Here is a 20,852-nt window from a genome sequence, read left to right on the forward strand (position 1 = left end):
GACAACGCCCGGTCCGCTTGGGCACAATCGTCGCGGCAGTCCTAGGAGAGGTGAACGAGTGACGACCACGATTCATCAGCGCATCGCCGAGGAGCTCGGGGTGCGCGAGCGCCAGGTGACCGCGGCGGTGGAGCTGCTGGACGGCGGGGCGACGGTGCCGTTCATCGCCCGCTACCGCAAGGAGGTCACCGGCACCCTGGACGACCAGCAGCTGCGCACGCTGGAGGAGCGGCTGGGCTACCTGCGGGAGCTGGAGGACCGCCGGGCGGCCGTGCTGGAGTCGATCCGTTCCCAGGGCAAACTGGACGACGCCCTCGAAGCGCAGATCCTGGCCGCCGACTCGAAGGCCCGGCTGGAGGACATCTACCTGCCGTACAAGCCGAAGCGGCGGACCCGGGCGCAGATCGCCCGCGAGGCCGGGCTGGAGCCGCTCGCCGAGCTGCTGCTGGGCGACCCGCAGCGCGACCCGCGCGCCGAGGCGGCGGCCTACGTGGACGCCGACAAGGGGGTGGCCGACGCCGCCGCCGCGCTGGACGGGGCCCGTGCGATCCTGGTCGAGCGGTTCGCCGAGGACGCCGACCTGATCGGCGAGCTGCGCGAGCTCATGTGGACCAAGGGCCGCCTGATCGCCAAGGTGCGCGACGGCAAGCAGACCGAGGGCGCCAAGTTCGCGGACTACTTCGACTTCGCCGAGGCGTACACGAAACTGCCGTCGCACCGGATCCTCGCGGTGTTCCGCGGCGAGAAGGAGAACGTGCTCGACCTGACCATGGAGCCGGAGCCGGAGGACGCGTCGTCGTTCGAGCCGCGGGTCGCGGGCCGCTTCGGCGTGAGCGACCACGGGCGGCCCGGCGACCGGTGGCTGGCCGACACGGTGCGCTGGGCATGGCGTACCCGGATCCTCGTGCACCTCGGCGCGGACCTGCGGGTCCGGCTGTGGCAGGCGGCCGAGGACGAGGCGGTCCGGGTGTTCGCGGCCAACCTGCGGGACCTGCTGCTGGCCGCGCCCGCCGGCACACGCGCCACGATGGGCCTGGACCCCGGTTTCCGTACGGGCGTGAAGGTGGCCGTGGTCGACGCGACCGGCAAGTGCGTGGCCACCGACACGATCTACCCGCACGTGCCGCAGAACAAGTGGGACGAGTCGATCCACAAGCTGGCCGGGCTGGCCGCCGCGCACGGCGTGGAACTGGTCGCGATCGGCAACGGCACCGCGTCGCGGGAGACCGACCGGCTCGCCACCGACCTGATCAAGCGGCATCCCGAGCTGACACTGACCAAGGTGATGGTGTCCGAGGCGGGCGCGTCGGTGTACTCCGCCTCCCCGTACGCATCGCAGGAGCTGCCCGGGCTGGACGTGTCGCTGCGCGGGGCGGTGTCCATCGCCCGCCGCCTGCAGGACCCGCTCGCCGAACTGGTGAAGATCGACCCTCGGTCGATCGGGGTCGGTCAGTACCAGCACGACCTGTCCGAGCTGAAGCTGTCCAAGTCACTGGACGCGGTGGTCGAGGACTGCGTGAACGCGGTCGGCGTCGACGTGAACACCGCGTCCGCGCCGCTGCTGACCAGGGTCTCCGGGATCGGTGCCGGGCTGGCCGAGAACATCGTGCTGCACCGCGACTCCAACGGCCCGTTCCGGAACCGGTCCGCGCTCAAGCAGGTGGCCCGGCTGGGGCCGAAGGCGTTCGAGCAGTGCGCGGGCTTCCTGCGCATCCCGGGCGGCGACGACCCGCTGGACGCGTCCAGCGTGCACCCCGAGTCGTACCCGGTGGTCCGCACGATCCTCGCCGCGGCGGGCTCCGACCTGCGTACGGTGATCGGCAACAGCCCGCTGCTGCGTGGGCTCAAGCCGCAGCAGTTCGTCACGGACGCGGTGGGGCTGCCCACGGTCACGGACATCCTGCGTGAGCTGGAGAAGCCGGGGCGGGACCCGCGTCCGGCGTTCACCACGGCCACGTTCGCCGAGGGCGTGGAGAAGATCGCCGACCTGAAGCCCGGCATGATCCTGGAAGGGGTGGTCACGAACGTGGCCGCGTTCGGCGCGTTCGTCGACGTCGGGGTCCACCAGGACGGGCTGGTGCACGTGTCCGCGCTGTCGAACACGTTCGTGCAGGACCCGCGCGAGGTGGTGAAATCCGGCGACGTGGTCAAGGTCCGCGTGGTGGACGTCGACGAGGCCCGCAAGCGGATCTCCCTGACGATGCGGCTGGAGGACACGCCGCGCCGGGAGCCGGGCGGCCGCTCCCGCGACGGCCGGTCAGGTCAGGGCCAGTCCGGTCAGGGCCAGTCCGGTCAGGGCCAGCAGCGCCAGGGCGGTCGGCAGGGCGGCCAGCGGCAGGGCGGTCAACCGCAGGGCGGCCAGCGGCAGGGTCAGCCCCGCGACGGCCAGCCGCGTGACGGTCAGCAGCGGCAAGGTGGCCAGCGTGGCCGCTCGGGTGGCTCCTCCGGGTCCGGTGGCAGCTTCAACGGCGGTGCCATGGCGGACGCCCTGCGCCGGGCGGGCCTGACCAAGGACTGAGGCCGTACCGGGGTGGCGTGTCCCCGCGCCACCCCGACCGGTCAGGTCGCGGGGTAGATCTGGATGTTGCGGAACGCCACCTCGTACGGGCGCCCGTCGGGCACCCCTTCCTCGGTGAAGATGCCGAGGATGACGCGCCCCTCGGTGAGGTCACGGTCCCGCAGCGGCACGATGCCGATTTCCGCGCCATCGCGCTGCACGTCGATGGTGTCGCCGGTGATGGTGAGCGTCACGTGGGTCGCCGGTCCCCCGACGACCAGCGGCGAGCTGTCCAGCGGGAAGGTCTTGTAGACGTCCGGGTTCGCCCGCTTGTGCACGCCCACGTACACGGCCTTCTCGCAGAACCGCACCTGGTAGCCGCGGTTCTCCTTGAACCGCAGCCAGATGCTGGCGCAACTGCCCGGGGTACGCAGCTGCACATCCACCTCGGTGCGCAGGTTGTTGGGCACCTGGTCCAACGGGCCGCGGCACCGGAACGACCCGGGGCTCTCCCGGCGCACCACCAACGCCCCGGCGAACGAGCAGCTCGCCTGCTCGTCCGTGTACGTGGTCGGCTGCCACAGTGACGGAGCCACGAGCGGGTCCGTGATGACCGGGGAGACTCCCAGGGTGGGCGCCGTGCTCGTGGTGGGCTTCTCCACCCCGCCGGCGGCCCACGGCGGCCCGACCGCGAGCAGCGTCGCGACCCCGAACACCGCGGCCAGCAGCACCGCGGCCGCGGCCGTGAGCACGGCCCGGCCCGGGCGGCGCCGCGCTGCCCCGGCGGGCGGCTCGGGTGGCGCCGGCTGCAACGCCCCGACCGGCTCGGTCACGGACTCGCCGTCGGCGAGCGCGGCCAGCCCCGGAGCGGGGTTGAGCATGGTGAGCTGCCGGTTCGTGTCGTACCCGGTGGCGGCCTGGGCTTCCTCGGTGGCCGCCCGCAGCCCCGGCTGGTGGGCGAGCGCGGCCGCGGCGGCCGGCGTGCGCTGTGCGCCGCTGACCAGCAGATCCAGCAGCTCCCGGGCGGTGGGACGGTTCGCCGGGTCCTTCTCCAGGGCGTGCCCGACCAGGTCACGCAGGGGGCCGCTGAGCCCGGCCAGGTTGGGTTTCTGGGTGAGGATGCGCGCGGCGGTGGCGGTCGGTGAATCGGCCGCGAACGGCGTACGGCCGGTGCCCGCGTACGCCACCACGCCGCCCCAGGCGAAGATGTCGGCCGCCGGGGTCAGGGTGTGGCGCACGTCGTCGCCGAAACGCTCCGGCGCCATGTACGCCACCGTGCCGACCATCTGGTCGGTACGGGTGAGCCCGGTGGTCGCCTCCAGCGCCCGCGCGATCCCGAAGTCGATCACCTTGGGGCTGCCCGGGGCGAGCAGCACGTTGCGCGGCTTGAGATCGCGGTGGATCACCCCCGCGCCGTGGATGGCGGTCAGCGCGGTCGCCACGCCGATCGCCACGCTGTGCAGGTTCGCGGCGGTCAGCGGGCCACGGTCCTGCACCACGTCGGCGAGGCTGGGGCCGTCGACGTACTCGACCACCAGGTACGGCAGCTCGTGGTCGGGGTCGGCGTCGAGCACCTCCGCGGTGCAGAACGGCGGCACCTGCCGGACCCGTTCGACCTCGCTGCGGAAACGCCGCCGGAACTCGTCATCCGGCGCGAGATCGGCGCGCACGACCTTGATCGCCACCTGGGTGCCGCTCGCGTCCCGGGCGAGGTAGACGGTGCCCATGCCGCCCTGCCCGAGCCGCCCCACCACCTCGTACGGCCCGAGCTGGCGCGGGTCACGCGACCACAGCGGTGCCGCGCGCTCGTCCGTCATCGTGCCCCCAAACGCCTATCACGCCCCACGGCTGCGCCGACCCGCGGCCGACTGGCACCCTATCGGGCGACATGACTGTGTGCGAGCCCCCAGCCCGCGTTGCCGCCTAACCGACACTCCGTGATCGTCCCGGAAGCGTCACCACGTCCGGCCGACCGACACTCCGTGATCGTCGCGCGGGCGGTCAGAACGATCGGATCTGCACGTCCGCGAAGGTCACGGTGGTCCGGCGCAGCAGCCCGGCCGGCGGGTTCGAGCTGATGCCGAGCAGCACCTGGCCGCTCTCCGGGCCGTCGGCGGGCAACGGGACCGCGCCGACGAAATCGCCGGACCGGAACACCTCGGCGCGCCCGTTGCGAACGACCAGGTGGATCCGGGTGGCGGTGCCCAGCGGGATCTGGCGGGCCAGCGGCAGCGTGCCGAACACCTGCCGGTCCTCGGGGGTGTCGGCGGCGACCGACAGTTCCCGCTGGCACACCCGCAGCACCTGGCCGCCCTGTTCGTCGGCCCAGTGGAACCAGATCGCCGCGCACCCGCCCGCGTTCTGCAGGGCGACGGTCACCTCGACGCCGAGGTCGTCGTCGATGGCGTCCTGCGGACCGGGGCACTGCACGGTGCCGGGGCCGACGCGGGTGACCCGCAGGCCCCCGCGGACCGTGCAGCCCGCGCCGTCCGCGCGTACGGCGGTGTCGCTCCACTGGCCGGGTGAGTCGAGCGAGTCCTGGATGTCCGGTTCGCCGGTCGGTTCGACCGGGACGTCGGCACCGCCGTCGGCACCCGCTTCTCCGCCGTTGCCGCCCGGCCCGGAGTTCCCGCCGCCCGGGCCGGAGTTGCCGCCGTTGCCGCCGCCCGGGCCGGAGTTGCCGCCGTTGCCACCGCCCGGGCCGGAGTTGCCGCCGTTGCCGCCGCCGCCGCGGTTCCTGCCGCCGCCGTCGTCCGCCGCCGATCCGCTGGGATCGGCGCCGGGGCCGCGGGACGTGCCCGGTACGCCGCGACCACCGCCCGTGCCGCCCGCGGCTGCGCCGGTGTCCGACACCAGGCCGCCGCGCACCCGGTCGTCGAGGTGCAGCACCGCGCCGACCGTCGCCACGCCCGCGAGCACGAGCAGGACGGCGAGCGTCGCCAGCAGGCGCCCGCCGCGGGGGCGGCGCGCACGGACCGGGGCGGGGCGCAGCACGGGATACGCCCGCGTCCCCGACATCCCCGGCGCTCCGGAGAGCGCCACGGGCGCCGGACGGGGATGCGCGACGCGCGGCATCGCGGCGGGGACGGCAGGCCGCGGTACGGGGGCGTCGCCGAGCAGCATGTCGAGCAGTTCCCGGGCGGTGGGCCGGTCGGCCGGGTCCTTGGCGAGTGCCAGCTCGACGAGGTCGCGCAGGGGCTGGGGCAGCCCGGCGAGCTGCGGCGGCTGGGTGAGGATCCGCGCGGCGGTGGCCGGGGGCGAGTCCGCCCGGAACGGGGTACGCCCGGTCCCCGCGTACGCCACGACGCAGCCCCAGGCGAAGATGTCGGCCGCGGCGGTGAGCGGCCGGCCCGCTTCGGAGGAGAACCGTTCCGGCGCCATGTACGCCACCGTGCCGACCATCTGGTCGGTACGGGTGAGCTGGCTGGTCGACTCGAACGCCCGCGCGATGCCGAAGTCGATCACCTTCGGGCTGCCGGGGGCGAGCAGTACGTTCTCCGGTTTCAGGTCGCGGTGGATGACGCCCGCGCCGTGGATGCCGGCCAGCGCGGTGGCGACACCGACCGCCACGGAGTGCAGGTTCGCGGCGGTCAGGGGGCCCCGCTCGTCGACCGCCTCGCCGAGGCTCGGCCCGTCGACGTACTCGACCACCAGGTACGGCGGCTGGTGTTCGAGATCCGCGTCGAGCACCTCGGCGGTGCAGAACGACGGCACCTGCCGGGCCTGCTGCACCTCGCTGCGGAACCGTTCCCGGAACTCGGGGTCGTGCGCGAGCGTGGCGTGCACCAGCTTGACCGCGACCGGGTCGCCGTCCGGGTCCTCGGCGAGGTAGACGACGCCCATGCCGCCCTGCCCGAGCCGCCCGGTCAGCCGGTAGGCGCCGAGGTGCCGCGGGTCGTTGCGGTGCAGGGGACGCACCCGGGGCGCGGTGGGGGCGCTCATCGGCCCGCTCCCGCGGGGTGGACGCGGCGCGGCCGCAGCAGCCCGGCGGCGACGAGCACCACGAGGATCACGGCGAGCCAGCCCGCGCCGACGCGGCCGACGAGGTCACTGAGGCGGTGCTGCACACCGCCGGCGGCGACGACCAGCGGGTCGGTGACGCGCAGGTCCCGGGCGAGGCGCAGCTCGTACCAGCCGTAGTAGGCGACGTACGTGCCGCAGACGGCCAGCACCGCGCCGCCCAAACGGGGCACCACGGCGGCGGCCCGGCGCATCCGCGCCACGGCCGACACCCGGACCAGCGCGACCGCGACCGCGACGACACCGACGACCACACCCATGCCGATCGCGTACGCCACGAACAGCGCCAGGCCCGCACCGACAGTTCCGGCGCGCAGGCTGGACGCGACGATGGCCAGGAACGGCCCGGCGGCGCAGCCGAGCGAGGCCAGCGCGTACGCGGCGCCGAACAGTGCCGTGGAGGCGAGCGTGCCGGTCAGCCGTGGTGCGCGCAGCCGGGCGCCGAGCCCGGGCAGCGACCGCCCGGCCAGCAGCCACCCGCCGAGCAGGGCGAGCAGCACGCCGAGGACGACGGTCAGCCACGGCAGGTGCGGTGGGAGCACGGTGGCCAGCGGTGCGAGCAGCAGCCCGAACGCGCCGAACACGGCGACGTACCCGGCGGTGAGGGCGGCGGTGCAGCGCAACGCCCGGGCGACCGCGGCGGCCCGCGGCGCCCCACCGGCGCCGTCCGCGGCGACCAGCATGGACAGGTACGCGGGCAGCAACGCAAAACCGCACGGGTTGACCGCGCCGAGCATCCCGGCGGTGAGCGCGAGCAGCAGCGTGGCCTGCACGACTCAGGCCACCAGCGCCTTGATCTGCGCGGTGAGCTGCAAATCGTCGAGGTACCCGGAGACGCGCACCTTGCCGGCGCGGTCCAGCAGCACGTACGTGCTCTGCTCGGTGACGCCGAAGCGGCGCCACAGCACGCCCTGTTCGTCGTCGAGGTGCGGGACGCCGCCGACGTTCAGGTCGGTCACGAACTTGTGCATCGCGGTGTTGTCGCCCATTCCGGCGATGCCGAGCACGGCGATGCGGTCGGCGTACGTGTCCTTGAGGTCGGCCACGGACTGGGCCTCGGCGGCGCAGGTGGCGCACCAGGGCGCCCAGAACCACAGCAGGGTGGGCCGGCCCGCGAGCGTGGCCGCGTCGAACGCCGCGCCGTCGAGCGTGCGGCCGGTGAACTGCAGGTTCGCGGGCACTGCCGTACCCGCGGAACCGCCGGTCCCGGAGGCCGGTGCGCCCGCACCCGCGGCGGCTGCCGGAGCCGGGCTGGCGGCGCAGCCGGCCGTGGTGGCGGCGAGGCCGGCGGCCGCCACCGCCAGGGCCAACGCCGCCGCCACGGCCCGCCGGGTCACTTGCCGGCCGCTTCGGTGAGCCGCAGGGCGAGCGCCGGGCAGACGTTGACCGCCTTGCGGGCGCCGTCCTCCAGCCACGGCGGCAGCGGGGTGGTCGGGAACGCCGGGAAGCCGTTGGCGTCCAGCCGGATGATCTCGGGCGCGACCGCGGAGCACAGCCCGTGCCCGTCGCACCGCGACCAGTCCAGGGCGAGCTTCCGGACACCCTGGTTCTGGTGGTACGGCAGCGGCAGGATGCCGCGGACCTGCTTGCCGCAGCCCTCGCCGTTGGCGTGCGCCGCGACGTCCTTGTGGAACACCTCCAGCGCGGACAGCGCGAACCGGGCCGTGCCGTCCGGGTGGCTGCACGCGCCGCGGCCCTTGACCACGCCTGCGGCGGCGCGCACGTCCTCCAGCGCGCTGCCGCCGAGCGAGACGAGGGTGACCGAGCGGGCCAGGTCGGGCAGGCCGAGCCGGCACGGCCCGCACTGTCCGGCGGACTCGCCGGCCAGGTACTGGGTGACCTGGGCGACCTCGCCGATCGGGCAGGTGCCCGACCCGATCGGAAGGATCATGCCGGCGCCGAGGGTGGCCCCGGCCTTCGCGAAGCCCTTGCGGCTGATCGTGACGGTCTTGGCGGCCTCGGCGGTCAGCCATTTGCCGTGGTAGCCGCCGATGAGGATGCCGGGGCCGATGTCGGCACCGCACATGGTGAGGATGTCCATCAGCGGGGTGCCGGTCGGGGCCTCGACGACGGCCGGGGCGGTGGCCGAGCCGCCGACCGTGAGCATGACCGTGCCGGGTTCCTCGGGGATGCCGACGCTGTTGTACTCCCACGGCCCGAGCCGGGCGGCGATGGCGAGCTGCGAGTACGTCTCGGCGTTGGACAGCAGGGTCGGCAGTCCCATCACCCCGTTGTCGCTGGAGCGCACCTTGCGCCCGGGCGGGATGTGCGCCTCGCCGTTGATGCCGCGCACCAGCGCGCCGCCCTCGCCGGAGATGAACCGGTGCGGAACCGTGACGATCCGGGTCGGTACGGGCATCTTGCGCTCGGCGAGTGCGGCCGCAAGCGAGTCCTGGCCGATGCCGTCGTCGGCGACACCGATGACGATCTCCTCGGCGTCCAGCGCGGCGGCGGCCAGCGCGGCCCCGTCCAGGATCAGGTGCGGGCCGCGGGTGAGGATCGCCTTGTCCTTCCAGGACGGCGGCTCACCCTCGGTCGCGTTGACCACGATGACCGGCGGCAGGTCCTGGCGGCGGCAGGAGTCCAGCACCGCGCGCACCTTGCGGGCGAACGGGAACCCCGCGCCGCCGCGGCCGCGCAGTTCGATGCGGTCGGCCAGCCCGATCAGCTCCCCTGAGCTGAGTGCCGCGAAGCCGCCGTGCACCTCCTGGTGAGCGACCAGGTCAAGGCGGCCGTACTCGTCGAAACCGGCGGTGATGCGCGGTGTCCCGATCGCGGTGACCGGTGGAACCTTGGACCCGCTCATGGCCGCGCCCCCCGGCGCTGCCCCGCGTCACCCCTGCCGTGCTGGTGCTTCTTCACTGCGCTTCTCCTCGCAGCTGACGCCAGTACTGGTCGTCGGCCACATCGTCGGTGCTGTACCCCCGGCCGCGACGAGCCCCCCGGCTCGCCCCGCGCGGGGACTCGGGCTGCGCCGCCCGGCGGGCCCGCCGCGACGCCATGTCCACGAGGGTCGGCGTGTCGTCGGGCTCCAGGTCGGGACCCCACGACTGGCGGTCGTACTGCGGGCCGCCGAGGTCGACGAACTCGCTGCGGCTGTGCCGGCCGGAGTCGGTCCGGTCGACGTCGCCGCCGCGGTCCCCACGGTCGCGCCGGGAGCGGGGCGCGGGCAGGGGGTCGTCACTGTACCGGGTCGAACGGGGTTCCGGGGGCCCCGACGAATAGCCGGAATCGGCGTACCGGTCGGTGCGGCGGGGCGGCTCGTCGTCGTCGGCGTAGCGGCGACCCCGCGGCGCCTCCTCGGCGTACCGGCGGCCGCGCGGCTCCTCGTCGCCGCCCCGGCGCGGACGCTGGGGCTCGTCGTCGGCGTACCGGCTGCTGCGGGCGGGCGCGGCCTCGATGGCGCGGCGTTGCCGGGGGGCGGGCTCGTCGTCCTCGGCGTACCGGCCGCCGCGGCTCTCCCGCTCGTAGCGGGGCGGCTCGTAGCGCTCCTGTTCGGCGGTGCGTCGGCGCGAGCGCGGCGCCGGCTCGTCGTCGGCCTCGATTCGGCGGCCGGACGACTCGATCGCCCGCCGCGACATCGCGCGGGTCTCCTCGTCGTAGCCGTCGGCGGGGCGCCGGGCGGGCGCCTCCTCCTCGGCACGGCGGCGTGAACGCGGCGCGTCCTGCTCGTCGTCGCGCCGGCCGCGCGGCGCGCGGTCCTGGTCGTCGGCGCCGCGGCGCGGCCGGGAATCGCGCCGGTACACCTCGTCGCCGGCCGCCTTGGCGGGGGCCGGGGCTTCCTTGTCCGGTGCGGGGGCGGCCGGGATCCACGGCTCCAGGACCGCGGTGGCGGTCAGGCCCGGGTCGGAGGCGGCGCGGGAGCCGGAGAGGTCGGAGCCGCGGCGCGACGAGCCGCGCTTCGAGGCGCCGCTGGGTGCCATCTTGCCGACCGGCTTCATGGCGCCGGTGCTGGTGCCGGACTGCGAGGCGAAGTCCTTCTTGCGGTTCAGGCTCACGGAGACGCGGACGGCCAGGCCGAGCACGACCATCAGGGCGCAGACGACGTAGCTGACGATGACCCAGACCGCGGCGGGGCGGCCCGCGTTCAGGCCGTGCACCATCGCGATCGGCCACATCAGGTACGAGCTCGCGTGCACCGAACGCCACATCCACGGCTTGCCGCGGCCGATGAACCGGGCCCGCGCGATCCCCGACCAGAAGACGGTGACCAGGACGATGGCGGAGATCGTGCCGAACCCGACGAACAGGGTGTTGCCGGGGTGCAGGAACGGGATGAACATGTCGATCACACGGATGTGCTTCTCCATCAGCTTCGCCCACAGGTGAATACCGAGCGCCCCCACGGCGATCACGCCGAAGGTGCGGTGGGCGGACTGCAGCAGGACGCGCTGCCGGACGGAGAGCACGAGCCGGTCGGTGCAGACCAGTCCGAGCATGATCGCGGTCGAGAGCGACACGAGCGTGAGCACACCCATGTACCACTCGAGGTATGCGAAGACGTAGACGTACAGGACGCGACCGACCGGGGTCAGCATCATCGCGGCCCAGATCGCCAGGATGATCGAGACGCCGAGGATGGCGATCGTCATCTTCGACGGCGGTGTCGGGCCACCGGTGGCATCCATCGGGACGGTCCCACGATTGGCGGATCGTTGGTTCAGCTTCGTCCGGGCCATTGACTCCTCGTTTCCGCGGCGGCTGCGTCTCGGTGGGCGCTCCTGACGCTGGCATCCGTGGGGGATGCCCCGCGCTGTTCCGTCGGGCAGTGCCGCAGACCTACCTTCCTCACCGAGCGTTGCGGCGGTGCCTGCCCAATCCCCAAATACGTGCCGCGGCCGTGTGCGGATGAACGATCCGGAACTTCTTTACCCGCAACTTTGCGCAGGGGTGCTAGTGCACCCCGTTACCTGGCGTCTGAGCTGCTAAGACATCGTTCTGCAACCGTCCGCTAAGGAAAAAGTAAGGTCCTCTGGCGGATGGTCCTGCACACGTGGTGAACCTTTCGGGTGCCCCGCGCGAACTAGTAGGTGAGCGAGCAAGCTGACGCCTGAGCGTAAGGAGATGGTCGCTGTGCGGCATCGTGCTGCCCTGCTCTCGGCGGTGCCGGCGGTTGCGGCCGCGGCCGCGTTCCTGGCCCTGCCCAGTGCCGCGTCGGCGGCGCCCGGCCCGGGGCCCGGCGGCGCCGAGGTACGCATCACGGAGGCGCCGCAGGCGCTCACCGCGGGTGCGGACACGCGTACGGTCACCGCCGTGGTCTCCACGGACCGCGGCGGCCGGTGCCGCAAGGTGCGCTGGTCGGCGGTGGTGCGGGCGGAAGGCCCCCGCCTCGACCAGGTACGCGTGGAACGGATCGAGGACGACGGCGCCTTCCCGGTCCAGGTGCAGACCGCCGGTGATGCCGCCCGCCTGACCGACGTCCAGTTCGACCCGGGCGAGCTGTGCAAAGGCAAGACGGTGACCGCGCGGTACCGGGTCGCGGTGGACCGGGACGCGTCGCAGGGACGGGTCACGCTGGAGGTGCAGGCGTTCGACGCCGGTACGCGGCCCCTCGGGGCGGCCGTCGCGACCGCCACGGTGCAGGGCGAGGCGGCGAGTCCGGAGCCGAGCGAGTCCGACGACGCCGAGCCGAGCCCGTCACCGAGCGATTCGGACGATCCCGGCGCCGCGGCCGGTGACGACACCGCGGATCCGCCCGCGAAGACCCCCGCGACCGCTCCGGCGGCCGATCGCGCCGCCGCGTCCAGCGACAGCTCCGGCCTGCTCGGCCCGGGCCTGATCGTCGGGGCGCTGCTGGTCTTCGCCGGGGTCGGCCTGCTGTTGCGGCTGCGTACCCGCAACCGGGCCGCGCAGCAGCACATGCCGACGTCGTTCTATCCCGCGCCGTGACCTGCGAGCGGCGGGGTCCGCAGGGACCCCGCCGCCGGTCAGGCCAGCGTGCTCAGGACAGCGGCGGGTACGCGTTCGCCATCAGCTCGCGGAACTGCGCGGAGAACCAGGCGCCCGAGATCGGTGCGCCCGGCAGCGCACCGGACAGGTTGTTGCCGTTGCGGGCGTTGCCGGTGTAGGTCGGGTCGCACATCCGGTCGAAGCCCTTGCCCTCGTCGTTGGGGATCAGCGTGCTGGAGCCGTCCGACTCCCCCGGCGGCTTCACCCACACGTACGCGTCGATGCCCGGCTCGGGGGCGGCCGTGGGCCGCTCGCCGAGGCCCGCGCCGGACTGGTTGCACCAGTTGCCGGCGTGGATGCGGCGGTCGATACGGGACTGGTCGACGAACGTGTTGACGTCCGTGGCGGTGCTGGCCCGGGTGGGCCGGTTCGGGCCGCCCCAGCCGTTGCGGGACGTGTCGATGAGCATGCCGATGCCCGGGTCGAAGCCGATCGACACGAGCTTGGTCCGGAACGCCTGGGCGAACGACAGCTCGTCGACGTACTGGTTCCAGTCGACCCACCTGGACTGGCGCACCGAGGTTCCGTTCACGGTGGTGGCGACCGTGAAGTACGGCTCCCGCAGCGCGGAGTAGTTGGCCGTGTCGGTGATGAACCCGGCGACGTTGCGGACGTCCCCGGAGGCCCGCGCGGTCTGCAGCATCAGGTCGGCGGTGGGGCCGAAGTTGGAGTCCCAGCCGATCCAGCCGTGGTGCGCGGCGTCGAGGTAGTTGTACGTGTTGGCGATCGCGCCGAGCTTGCGCAGCGCGTACGCGATGCCGTTGACGTAGCCACCGTTGGCCTTCATCGTGTCGCACATCGCGGTGGCACCGGCCTGGCCGGAGGTGTTGGTGACCAGGTTCGGCAGCGAGTCGATCTCGATGACGTCGATGATCCGCAGGTTGCGGTACTTCGGGTCGGCCTGGATCGCGGCGATCGGATCGATGTACTCACTCTGGTACCGGGGCAGGTCGTCCGGGCCGAGTTCGCCGTTGGAGGCCAGCGCGGCGCAGTCGCGGCCGGGCAGGTCGTAGATGACGAACTGGATGTAGCCGGCGCCCTGGGCCAGCGCGGCGTCGAGGTGGTCGCGCAGGCCCATGCTCCCGGCAGCGCCGCCGATGGCGGCGATGCGATCCAGCCACACCGCGGTGGGGTTGTTCGAGACCCGGCTGCCGCCCGGCTCGGCGTCCGCCTTCGCCTTCCACTCGGGATTCACATATCCCTTCACCCCCGCGTACGGGTTGTCGGCGCGCGTCCCGGCGGGCGGTGTCGTCGGCGGGGTGGTCGGGGTCGTGGTCGGCGCGGTGGTGGGGACCGAGCCGGTGCACGCGACGCCGTTGAGCGAGAACGTGGCGGGGGCCGGGTTGGTGCCCGAGTAGTCCGCGTTGAAGCCGAGCGACGCGCTCGCGCCGGTGGCCAGCGACGTCGACCAGGCGGGGTTGGTGACGCTGACGTGCGTGCCGGTTTGGCTGAACGTGCCGTTCCAGCCCTGGGTGATGTGCTGATTGCCGGCGAAGTCCCAGGTCAGGGCCCAGCCGCCGGTGATCGGGTCGCCGAGGTTGGTGAGGGTGACTGAGCCGGTGAAGCCGGTGTTCCACTGGTTCACGGAGTAGTCCGCGCGGCAGCCGGCCGCGGCGTGGGCCTGGGTGGCGACCGCGACGACACCGATGCCGGAGACGAGCGTGGCGGCGGCCACGGCGGCGCCGCGGACCAGGTGGGCGCGCCGGGCGGGGGGATCGGATCTCATGGTGGGAGCTCCTCGGGGGACGGCGGGGGCCGGGATGGCGAGGCACATGGTGATCGAGACATGTGCATGGATCGCTGTGCGCTCGCACCGCCAGCATCGCATGGGAGCGCTCCCAGTGCAATCACTTCGACACACTTCGGAAACATCACCGCCATCACCCCAGGCAGACGCGGCCGGGTGCCGTGCTCGGCGCCCGCCCGCGACACCCTGAGCCGGCTGCGACCCGACCCGCTCGGGCTGAGGGCCGCCGCCGGGCACCGGGCCCGGCGGCGGCGCGGGCTCACTCGCCCGACTCGAAGAGCTGCTTGATCTCTGCGGCGGACAGGGCCCGGTCGTACAGGTGCACCTGGTCGACCGTGCCGTCCAGATAGTCCACCGGGTTGCCGCCGTACCGGCCGCGCCCGACGACGGTGTGCCCGGTCGGGCCCGCCTGCGGCAGGCAGGCGCTCTGCGCACCGGCCGGCTCGCCGTCGACGTAGAGCCGCAGCTCGCCCCGGACCGTGTCGCGCACCCCGGCGAGGTGATACCACCGGCCCGGCTCCGGCCTGACCGGCGCCAGGGCACGCACCCCGGCGAAACTCATCGCGAACCGCTGATCGGCGCCGGAGTACTGCAGGTAGAAGTCGCTGTTGGTGGGCCCGTCCTGGCTGACCACGGTCTGGAACGCACCGTCGACCCGGTCGAGCTTCACCCACGCGGCCACGGTGTAGTCCGCGGCCGTGTCCAGAACGGGCGCACCGGCGTCCAGGTACTGCGTCGCACCGCCGAGGGCCAGGCCCTGTCCGGAGCGGCCGTCGACGAACGCGGCCCCGCCGACCACGGTCGCGTCGTGGTCACCGGCCGCGTCGGCGCCCGTACCGTCGAGGGGGTAGAAGGTGACGCCGGTCAGGCCCGGGGTGCCGGGCGACGGCTGCGGCACGTGCCCCGCCGAGCCGTCCGCCCCGGCGATGATTCTCGTGTTGACCGCCCGTACCTGGTCGAGGTCCATCTTGGTCACCTGCCGGTCGTACGTGAAGAAGCCGTTGAGCTCGCCCTCCACGTCGGTGAGCTGGGTGTACACGGCCGCGCTGATGCCGCAGGAGCGCGCCGAGGTGAGTACGGCCTCCTGGTTGGCGACGTACTTGCTCGTCAGGGTCGCCGAGTCGGGCTCCATCTCGTACGCCTGCCCGTCGCCGAACCACATGTGATTGGCGACCTTGAGCCCGAAGCCGCCGTGCTCCCCGTCGATGGCGACCCGATCACCGCCGGGCGACGGGAAGGCCGGCCCGAGGTATTGGTGGAAATCGAGCACGTCGCCACGGCCGCTGTCGCCGTGCGAGTTGCAGCAGTTCACGCCGCTGTGTGCGTTGACCAGCCGGCTCGGGTCCTGCGCCTTGACCTCGTCGGCGATGCGGCCGGTGGCCGCCCGGTCCCACTCCCCCCAGCCCTCGTTGAACGGCACCCAGGCCACAATGGACGTCCAGCTCTGGTGCTCGCGCACCATCTCGTGCAGCTCGGACTCGAACTGGGGCCGCCATTCCTGCGGCATCGGCCCGGTGTTGGTGGCCGGCATGTCCTGCCACACCATCAGGCCGAGCTTGTCGGCCCAGTAGTACCAGCGGTCCGGCTCGACCTTGATGTGCTTGCGCACCGCGTTGAAGCCCATCCGCTTGTCCTGCTGCAGGTCGAACTTCAGGGCCGCGTCGGTCGGAGCGGTGTTCAGCCCGTCCGGCCAGAAGCCCTGGTCGAGGTTCGCCAGATGGAACAGGATCCGGCCGTTGAGCGTGATGCGCAGCTTGCCGTCGGCGCCGCGCGCCGTGCCGATCTGCCGCATGCCGAAGTACGACCCGACCGAGTCGACGACCCGGTTGCCGTCGAGCAGCGTGACCTCCAGGTCGTACAGGAACGGCGAGTCCGGCGACCACAGCCGGGCGCCGGGTACGGGCACCGCCAGCGGGTCGACCGCGGCGCCCGAGGCCCGCCCGACCACCCGGCCGCCCGCACGGGCGACCGCCCGGACCGTGAGTCCCGGCGGTGCGCCGCCACGCAGGTGCGGGGTGAGCCGCAGCGTTCCGGCGGCCACGTCGGGGGTCATGGTGAGGCTGTCGATGCTCGCGGGCGGGACCGGTTCCATCCACACCGTGCGCCAGATTCCGGAGCTGCCCTGGTAGAAGATGCCGTGATCGCTGCTGCGGCGCTGCTTGCCGATCGGCTGCCCGGTGGCGTCGGTGAGGTCCTCGGCCCACACGATGAGCTCCTGCGGGCCGGTGGTGAGCGCGTCCGTGACGTCGGCGTCGAAGGAGTCGTAGCCGCCGCGGTGGGTCGCCACCGGGATGCCGTTGACCCAGACCCGCGCGTCGTAGTCGACCGCCCCGAAGTGCAGCAGCAGCCGGTCGCCGCCGGCCCGCCAGTCGGCGGGCACCTCGAACGTGCGGCGGTACCACATGCGGTCCTCGTGGCGCTGGATGCCGGAGAGCGCGGACTCGATCGGGTACGGCACCAGCACCCGTTCGCCGAGCTCCCGCCCGACCGGCGGGGCCTGCCCGGATTCGGCCCCGGCGAACTGCCACACGCCGTCGAGGTTCTGCCACCGGGACCGGGTGAGCTGCGGGCGAGGGTACTCGGGCAGCGCGTTGTCCGGGCCGACCTGCGCGGTCCAGGGGGTGGCCAGGGGTGGGACGCCGGGGTGCCAGGCGGGGGCGGCGGGCCGCGGCGGCACGGCAGCGGCGGGCCCGGCCAGGCCCAGCGCGAGCAGGCACGCGGCGGCCACCGTGAGCGCCCGCGGTCGTCGTCGGTTCATGGGATGCGTCCAATCGTCGAGGAAAGCGCTCGCGGAACGCCATGAGCCAACACATTCCAACAATGTTGCTCAGGTAACGTCAAGGTTTCCGTGCTGACGATCTTCGATCCCTGAGATGCGAAACGCCGCCCGGACGGACCGGGCGGCGCGCAGAGACAGGAAGGAGCAGCCGGTCAGCCGGCCACCGACACGTACCGGTAGCCCAGGCGGCGCATGCGCTCCGGGTCGAGGCAGTGCCGCCCGTCCAGCAGCACCGGCGTACGCAGCAGCGGGCGCAGTTTGGCCCAGTCCAGGTCGAGGTACTGCGACCACTCCGTCACCAGCACCACCGCGTCGCTGTCGTCGAACACCTCCTCGGCGGTGTCGCACAGGTGCCCGGCCAGGTCCGGACGCTCCCGGCGGAACCGGTCCGCGGCCACCGGGTCGTGCAGCGCCACCCGCGCCCCGTGCGCGATGAGCTGCTCCGCGATGTCGATCGCGGGCGCGTCGCGCATGTCGTCGGTGTCCGGCTTGAACGCGAGCCCGAGCAGCCCGATCCGGCGGCCCTTGATCAGGCGCAGCTCGTCCAGCAGCCGGTCGACCACCATGCGGCGCTGGCGGAAGTTGACCTCCCGCGCCGCCTGCACGATCGGCATGTCGTGGTGGTACTCCCCCGCCGTGGTGATCAGCGCGGCGGTGTCCTTGCCGAAGCACGAACCGCCCCAGCCGACCCCGGGCTGCAGGAAGCGCGGCCCGATCCGGGCGTCGAGCCCGGTGCCGCGGGCCACCTCCATGATGTCGGCGCCGACCCGGCCCGCCAGCCGGCCGATCTCGTTGATGTAGCTGATCTTGATGGCGAGGAACGCGTTCGCCGCATACTTGATCAGCTCGGCGGAGGCCAGGTCCGTGGAGACCATCGCCACCGCCCCGACCTCACCGGGCCGGGGCAGGTACGTCGGCGCGGTGAAGGACTGGTTCAGAATCGGGCGGTAGAGCTGGTTGAGCACTTCGAGGCTGCGCGGGTGATCCGAGCCGATCACGATCCGATCCGGGTACAACGTGTCGAACAGGGCGACACCCTCGCGCAGGAACTCCGGGTTCGACGCCACCGAGAACTCGCCGTCGGCGCGGCGCGCGTGGGTCCGCTCGAACGACTCGCGCAGGATCGCGTCGACCCAGTTGCCGCTGCCGATCGGCACGGTCGACTTGTTCACCACCACCGTGAACGGACCGGTGATGTTGGCGCCCACGCTCTCCGCCGCCGCGCGCAGGTGCCGCAGGTCCGGGTTGCCGTCCGGCAGCGAGGGGGTCTGCACCGCGATGAACACGACATCCGCGCCGGGCACGCCCTCGGCGTACTCCGTGGTGAAGCGCAGCCGCTCGGCCGCCTCGGCCAGCAGCTCGTCCATGTGCGGCTCGTAGATCGGGGAACGGCCCGCCCGCAGCGACTCGACCTTCGCCTCGTCCAGGTCGACGCAGGTCACCTCGTGTCCCAGATATGCCAGACACACCCCGGTGGTCAGCCCCACGTAGCCTGTACCGACGACGCACACCTTCATCGCTCGTGTCCCTTTCCGTGCCGGGATGCGCTGCGCCGCACCCGGTCCGCCACGGTAATGCACCGAGGCCCACAGGAAACCCCTGCGGCGGCAACCTCAAGCTCAGGGGGTCGCTGCCGACCTTAGGTCCGTGACTGTGAGCAGTGGCGTGCGCCTCGCCGGTAGCCGGGACGGGTTCACCGTGCCCGCGCAGCCGCATGCCGTCGACGAGCAGACCGACCTGCTCGCCGCACTCGTCGACGTGATGACCCGGGACACACCGGTCATCGAGCACGTCCTCGACCTCGTGCACCGGTACCTCGGCGAGTACGCGGGACTGCGCTGCGCCACGGTCTTCACGCTCAGCTCCGAGGACGGCGGTCTCTATCCGGTCGCCACGGTCGGCGAGCCGGAACCCGGTGAACTGCGCACCGCCGGCATGGTTTTCCGCGTCCCGGCAGGCGCGCCCCCGACCCGCAACGGTGATCGTCTGACCGTACGGCTGCGCATCGGTGGCCAGACGGTCGGGGTGCTCGTCCTGACCGGTGGCCGGCTCGACCTGATCCGCGTCGACGTCATTGCCTCGGCCGGTCTGCACCTGGCCGCCACGCTGCAATCGCTGGAAGCCGAACGGCAGCGGCAGTTCCTCGCCAACGCGACCACCACCATCCGCCGCCTGTTCGAGCAGGGCACTGTCGCGACCAGTGTCGAGACGGCCGCCGAACTGGTCGCCCGGGCGACCGCCGAGGCGTTCCGCACCGAGTTCTCCGGGCTGCACCTGGTCGACACCGACGGCCGGATCCGGTACGCCACGGGCGTCGGACCGACCGCCGAGATCACCGAGGCGCTGCAGCGCAACCTGATCGGCAAGATGGCCGACGACTCCCCGATCTGGCGCGCCGCCGTCCGCGACGGCTCGCCCGTCCTGGTCGGCGATGTCGAGACGGTCGGCGTCTCGCCCGGCGGCTTCGTGCACACCATGGGTCTGCGGTCGTTCATCGCCATGCCGCTGATGTCCGCGACCGGTCCCGTGGGCATCGTGCTGTGCGGCGACGCCAACGCCGGACGCCGGTGGAGCGCCGACGACCACGGCCTGGCCCGCCAGCTCGCGGTCGAAGGGGCCCTCATCGTCGACAGCGCCCGGCTGCGCCAGGCCGAGCAGCTGCACGTCGCCGAGCTCACTCGCCAGGCGTTCCACGATGCGCTGACCGGCCTGCCGAACCGCTCCCACCTGCTGGAGGGCGCCGAGCAGGCGGTCACCGCCGCCACCCGGGCCGACGAGCGCACCGCGCTGCTGCTGCTCGACCTCGACGGATTCAAGCAGGTCAACGACAGCGCCGGGCACCACGCGGGCGACGCGCTGCTGCAGGCCGTGGCACACCGCCTGCTGCGTACCGTGCGCGAGAACGACCTGGTGTCGCGGCTGGGCGGCGACGAGTTCGCCATCCTGCTGACCCGTAACCCCGACGCCGCGTCGGCGGCCACCATCGCCGAGCGGATCCATCAGCGGCTCAGCGAGCCGTTCGACATCGAGGGCCGGTCCGTCACGATCGGTGCCAGCATCGGGGTGGCCCTGTTCCCCGACGACGCGAGCGACGTTCCGCACCTGCTGCGCGGCGCCGACGCCGCCATGTACCGGGCCAAGCGTCACGGCGGCGGCGTCCGCCTGGCCCGCTGATCCCGAAATCCCCCGGGCTGCGGCCCGCCGACGGGCTGATCCTCGAAATCCCCCGGGCTGCGGCCCGCTGACGGGTGATACCCGTGTCGCAACGGTGACACCGGGTGGGCACCGCGGCGTGGGCGGGTCACGATTGCGGCAGGGGCAGCCCCCGCAGCGCTGCCCGAAGGGGATGATCGACATGGCCGCCCTGCAACCCTGGCCCATCGTGCGCCGAGGCGCCACCGCACACCCGGTCCCCAGCCTGCAGTACCTGCTGCGGGCACGGGGTCACACCGTCACCGTGGACGGTGACTTCGGCCCGCACACCGAGACCGCGGTACGCGCGTTCCAGACCGAGCGGCACCTCACCGTGGACGGCATCGTCGGGCCGCTGACGTGGGCGGCGCTGATCATCACGGTACGGCGCGGCTCGCAGGGCGACGCGGTCCGCGCGGTGCAGGAGGAGTTCCAGTTCCGCAACCTGTCCGGTGATCCGAGCAAGGGGCCGCAGATCGACGGCGTCTTCGGACCCGTCACGGAACGCTTCGTCCGCGACTTCCAGCAGGCCATCCATGCGGACGTCCCGTCGATGACGGTCGACGGTGTCGTCGGCCCGATGACGTGGCAGGCGCTGATCAGCGGCATGCTGTCGTTCTGAGTGCCGGGCCTTGCGAGGGCCGGGCCGTAAGGGCGTCGGCGCTCAA

General features: G+C 73.0%; 13 protein-coding genes. 4 read left to right on the forward strand and 9 right to left on the reverse strand.

Annotated features, from left to right (window positions below; genetic code table 11):
* The first annotated feature begins 58 nt into the window (after nt 1-58).
* Nucleotides 59-2,518 (forward strand): Tex family protein, encoded by a 2,460-nt coding sequence (locus ACMCNK_RS08290; protein WP_412735807.1) that lies wholly within the window; start codon nt 59-61, stop codon nt 2,516-2,518.
* 41 nt (nt 2,519-2,559) lie between these two features.
* On the opposite strand, the gene ACMCNK_RS08295 is transcribed toward ACMCNK_RS08290, so the two are convergent.
* The 6 genes from ACMCNK_RS08295 to ACMCNK_RS08320 all read right to left on the reverse strand — a co-directional run bounded on the left by ACMCNK_RS08295 (nt 2,560) and on the right by ACMCNK_RS08320 (nt 11,145).
* Nucleotides 2,560-4,314 carry a serine/threonine-protein kinase gene (locus ACMCNK_RS08295; RefSeq protein WP_412735808.1) on the reverse strand — a complete coding sequence of 585 codons (1,755 nt, stop codon included), beginning with the start codon at nt 4,312-4,314 and terminating at the stop codon, nt 2,560-2,562.
* Between the two features lie 184 nt (nt 4,315-4,498).
* The gene (locus ACMCNK_RS08300; protein ID WP_412735809.1) at nt 4,499-6,439 is read right to left on the reverse strand and encodes a serine/threonine-protein kinase; all 1,941 of its coding nucleotides are present in this window, start codon (nt 6,437-6,439) and stop codon (nt 4,499-4,501) included.
* A complete protein-coding gene (locus tag ACMCNK_RS08305; RefSeq protein WP_412735810.1) occupies nt 6,436-7,290 on the reverse strand; it encodes a cytochrome c biogenesis CcdA family protein in 855 nt (284 codons plus the stop codon). The genes ACMCNK_RS08300 and ACMCNK_RS08305 overlap by 4 nt, the downstream gene beginning before the upstream one ends.
* A gap of 3 nt (nt 7,291-7,293) precedes the next feature.
* Nucleotides 7,294-7,815 carry a TlpA family protein disulfide reductase gene (locus ACMCNK_RS08310; RefSeq protein ID WP_412740784.1) on the reverse strand — a complete coding sequence of 174 codons (522 nt, stop codon included), beginning with the start codon at nt 7,813-7,815 and terminating at the stop codon, nt 7,294-7,296.
* Between the two features lie 35 nt (nt 7,816-7,850).
* Nucleotides 7,851-9,323: an NADH-ubiquinone oxidoreductase-F iron-sulfur binding region domain-containing protein gene (locus ACMCNK_RS08315; RefSeq protein WP_412735811.1), complete on the reverse strand. Its 1,473-nt coding sequence runs from the start codon at nt 9,321-9,323 to the stop codon at nt 7,851-7,853.
* A 52-nt stretch (nt 9,324-9,375) separates the two neighbouring features.
* A complete protein-coding gene (locus ACMCNK_RS08320; protein WP_412735812.1) occupies nt 9,376-11,145 on the reverse strand; it encodes a translation initiation factor III in 1,770 nt (589 codons plus the stop codon).
* A gap of 445 nt (nt 11,146-11,590) precedes the next feature.
* Here ACMCNK_RS08320 and ACMCNK_RS08325 point away from each other — a divergent pair, with 445 nt between their 5' ends.
* On the forward strand, nt 11,591-12,406 hold the full coding sequence (locus tag ACMCNK_RS08325) for a hypothetical protein (protein ID WP_412735813.1): 816 nt from the start codon (nt 11,591-11,593) through the stop codon (nt 12,404-12,406).
* A 52-nt stretch (nt 12,407-12,458) separates the two neighbouring features.
* Here the strand turns inward: ACMCNK_RS08325 and ACMCNK_RS08330 are convergent, their stop codons facing one another.
* The 3 genes from ACMCNK_RS08330 to ACMCNK_RS08340 form a co-directional block, all read right to left on the reverse strand.
* Nucleotides 12,459-14,192: a glycoside hydrolase family 6 protein gene (locus ACMCNK_RS08330; protein ID WP_412735814.1), complete on the reverse strand. Its 1,734-nt coding sequence runs from the start codon at nt 14,190-14,192 to the stop codon at nt 12,459-12,461.
* A gap of 280 nt (nt 14,193-14,472) precedes the next feature.
* Entirely contained in the window at nt 14,473-16,971 is a 2,499-nt protein-coding gene (locus ACMCNK_RS08335; RefSeq protein ID WP_412735815.1) for a LamG-like jellyroll fold domain-containing protein, read from the reverse strand.
* Nucleotides 16,972-17,144: 173 nt separating this feature from the next.
* On the reverse strand, nt 17,145-18,509 hold the full coding sequence (locus ACMCNK_RS08340) for a UDP-glucose dehydrogenase family protein (protein ID WP_412735816.1): 1,365 nt from the start codon (nt 18,507-18,509) through the stop codon (nt 17,145-17,147).
* Nucleotides 18,510-18,639: 130 nt separating this feature from the next.
* Between ACMCNK_RS08340 and ACMCNK_RS08345 the strand changes: the two genes are divergently transcribed.
* Both ACMCNK_RS08345 and ACMCNK_RS08350 read left to right on the forward strand, forming a co-directional pair.
* On the forward strand, nt 18,640-20,166 hold the full coding sequence (locus ACMCNK_RS08345) for a diguanylate cyclase domain-containing protein (RefSeq protein WP_412735817.1): 1,527 nt from the start codon (nt 18,640-18,642) through the stop codon (nt 20,164-20,166).
* 181 nt (nt 20,167-20,347) lie between these two features.
* A complete protein-coding gene (locus tag ACMCNK_RS08350; RefSeq protein WP_412735818.1) occupies nt 20,348-20,806 on the forward strand; it encodes a peptidoglycan-binding domain-containing protein in 459 nt (152 codons plus the stop codon).
* Nucleotides 20,807-20,852: the final 46 nt, after the last annotated feature.

This window comes from Krasilnikovia sp. MM14-A1259 (genome assembly GCF_047159535.1).
GTDB lineage: Bacteria > Actinomycetota > Actinomycetes > Mycobacteriales > Micromonosporaceae > Actinoplanes.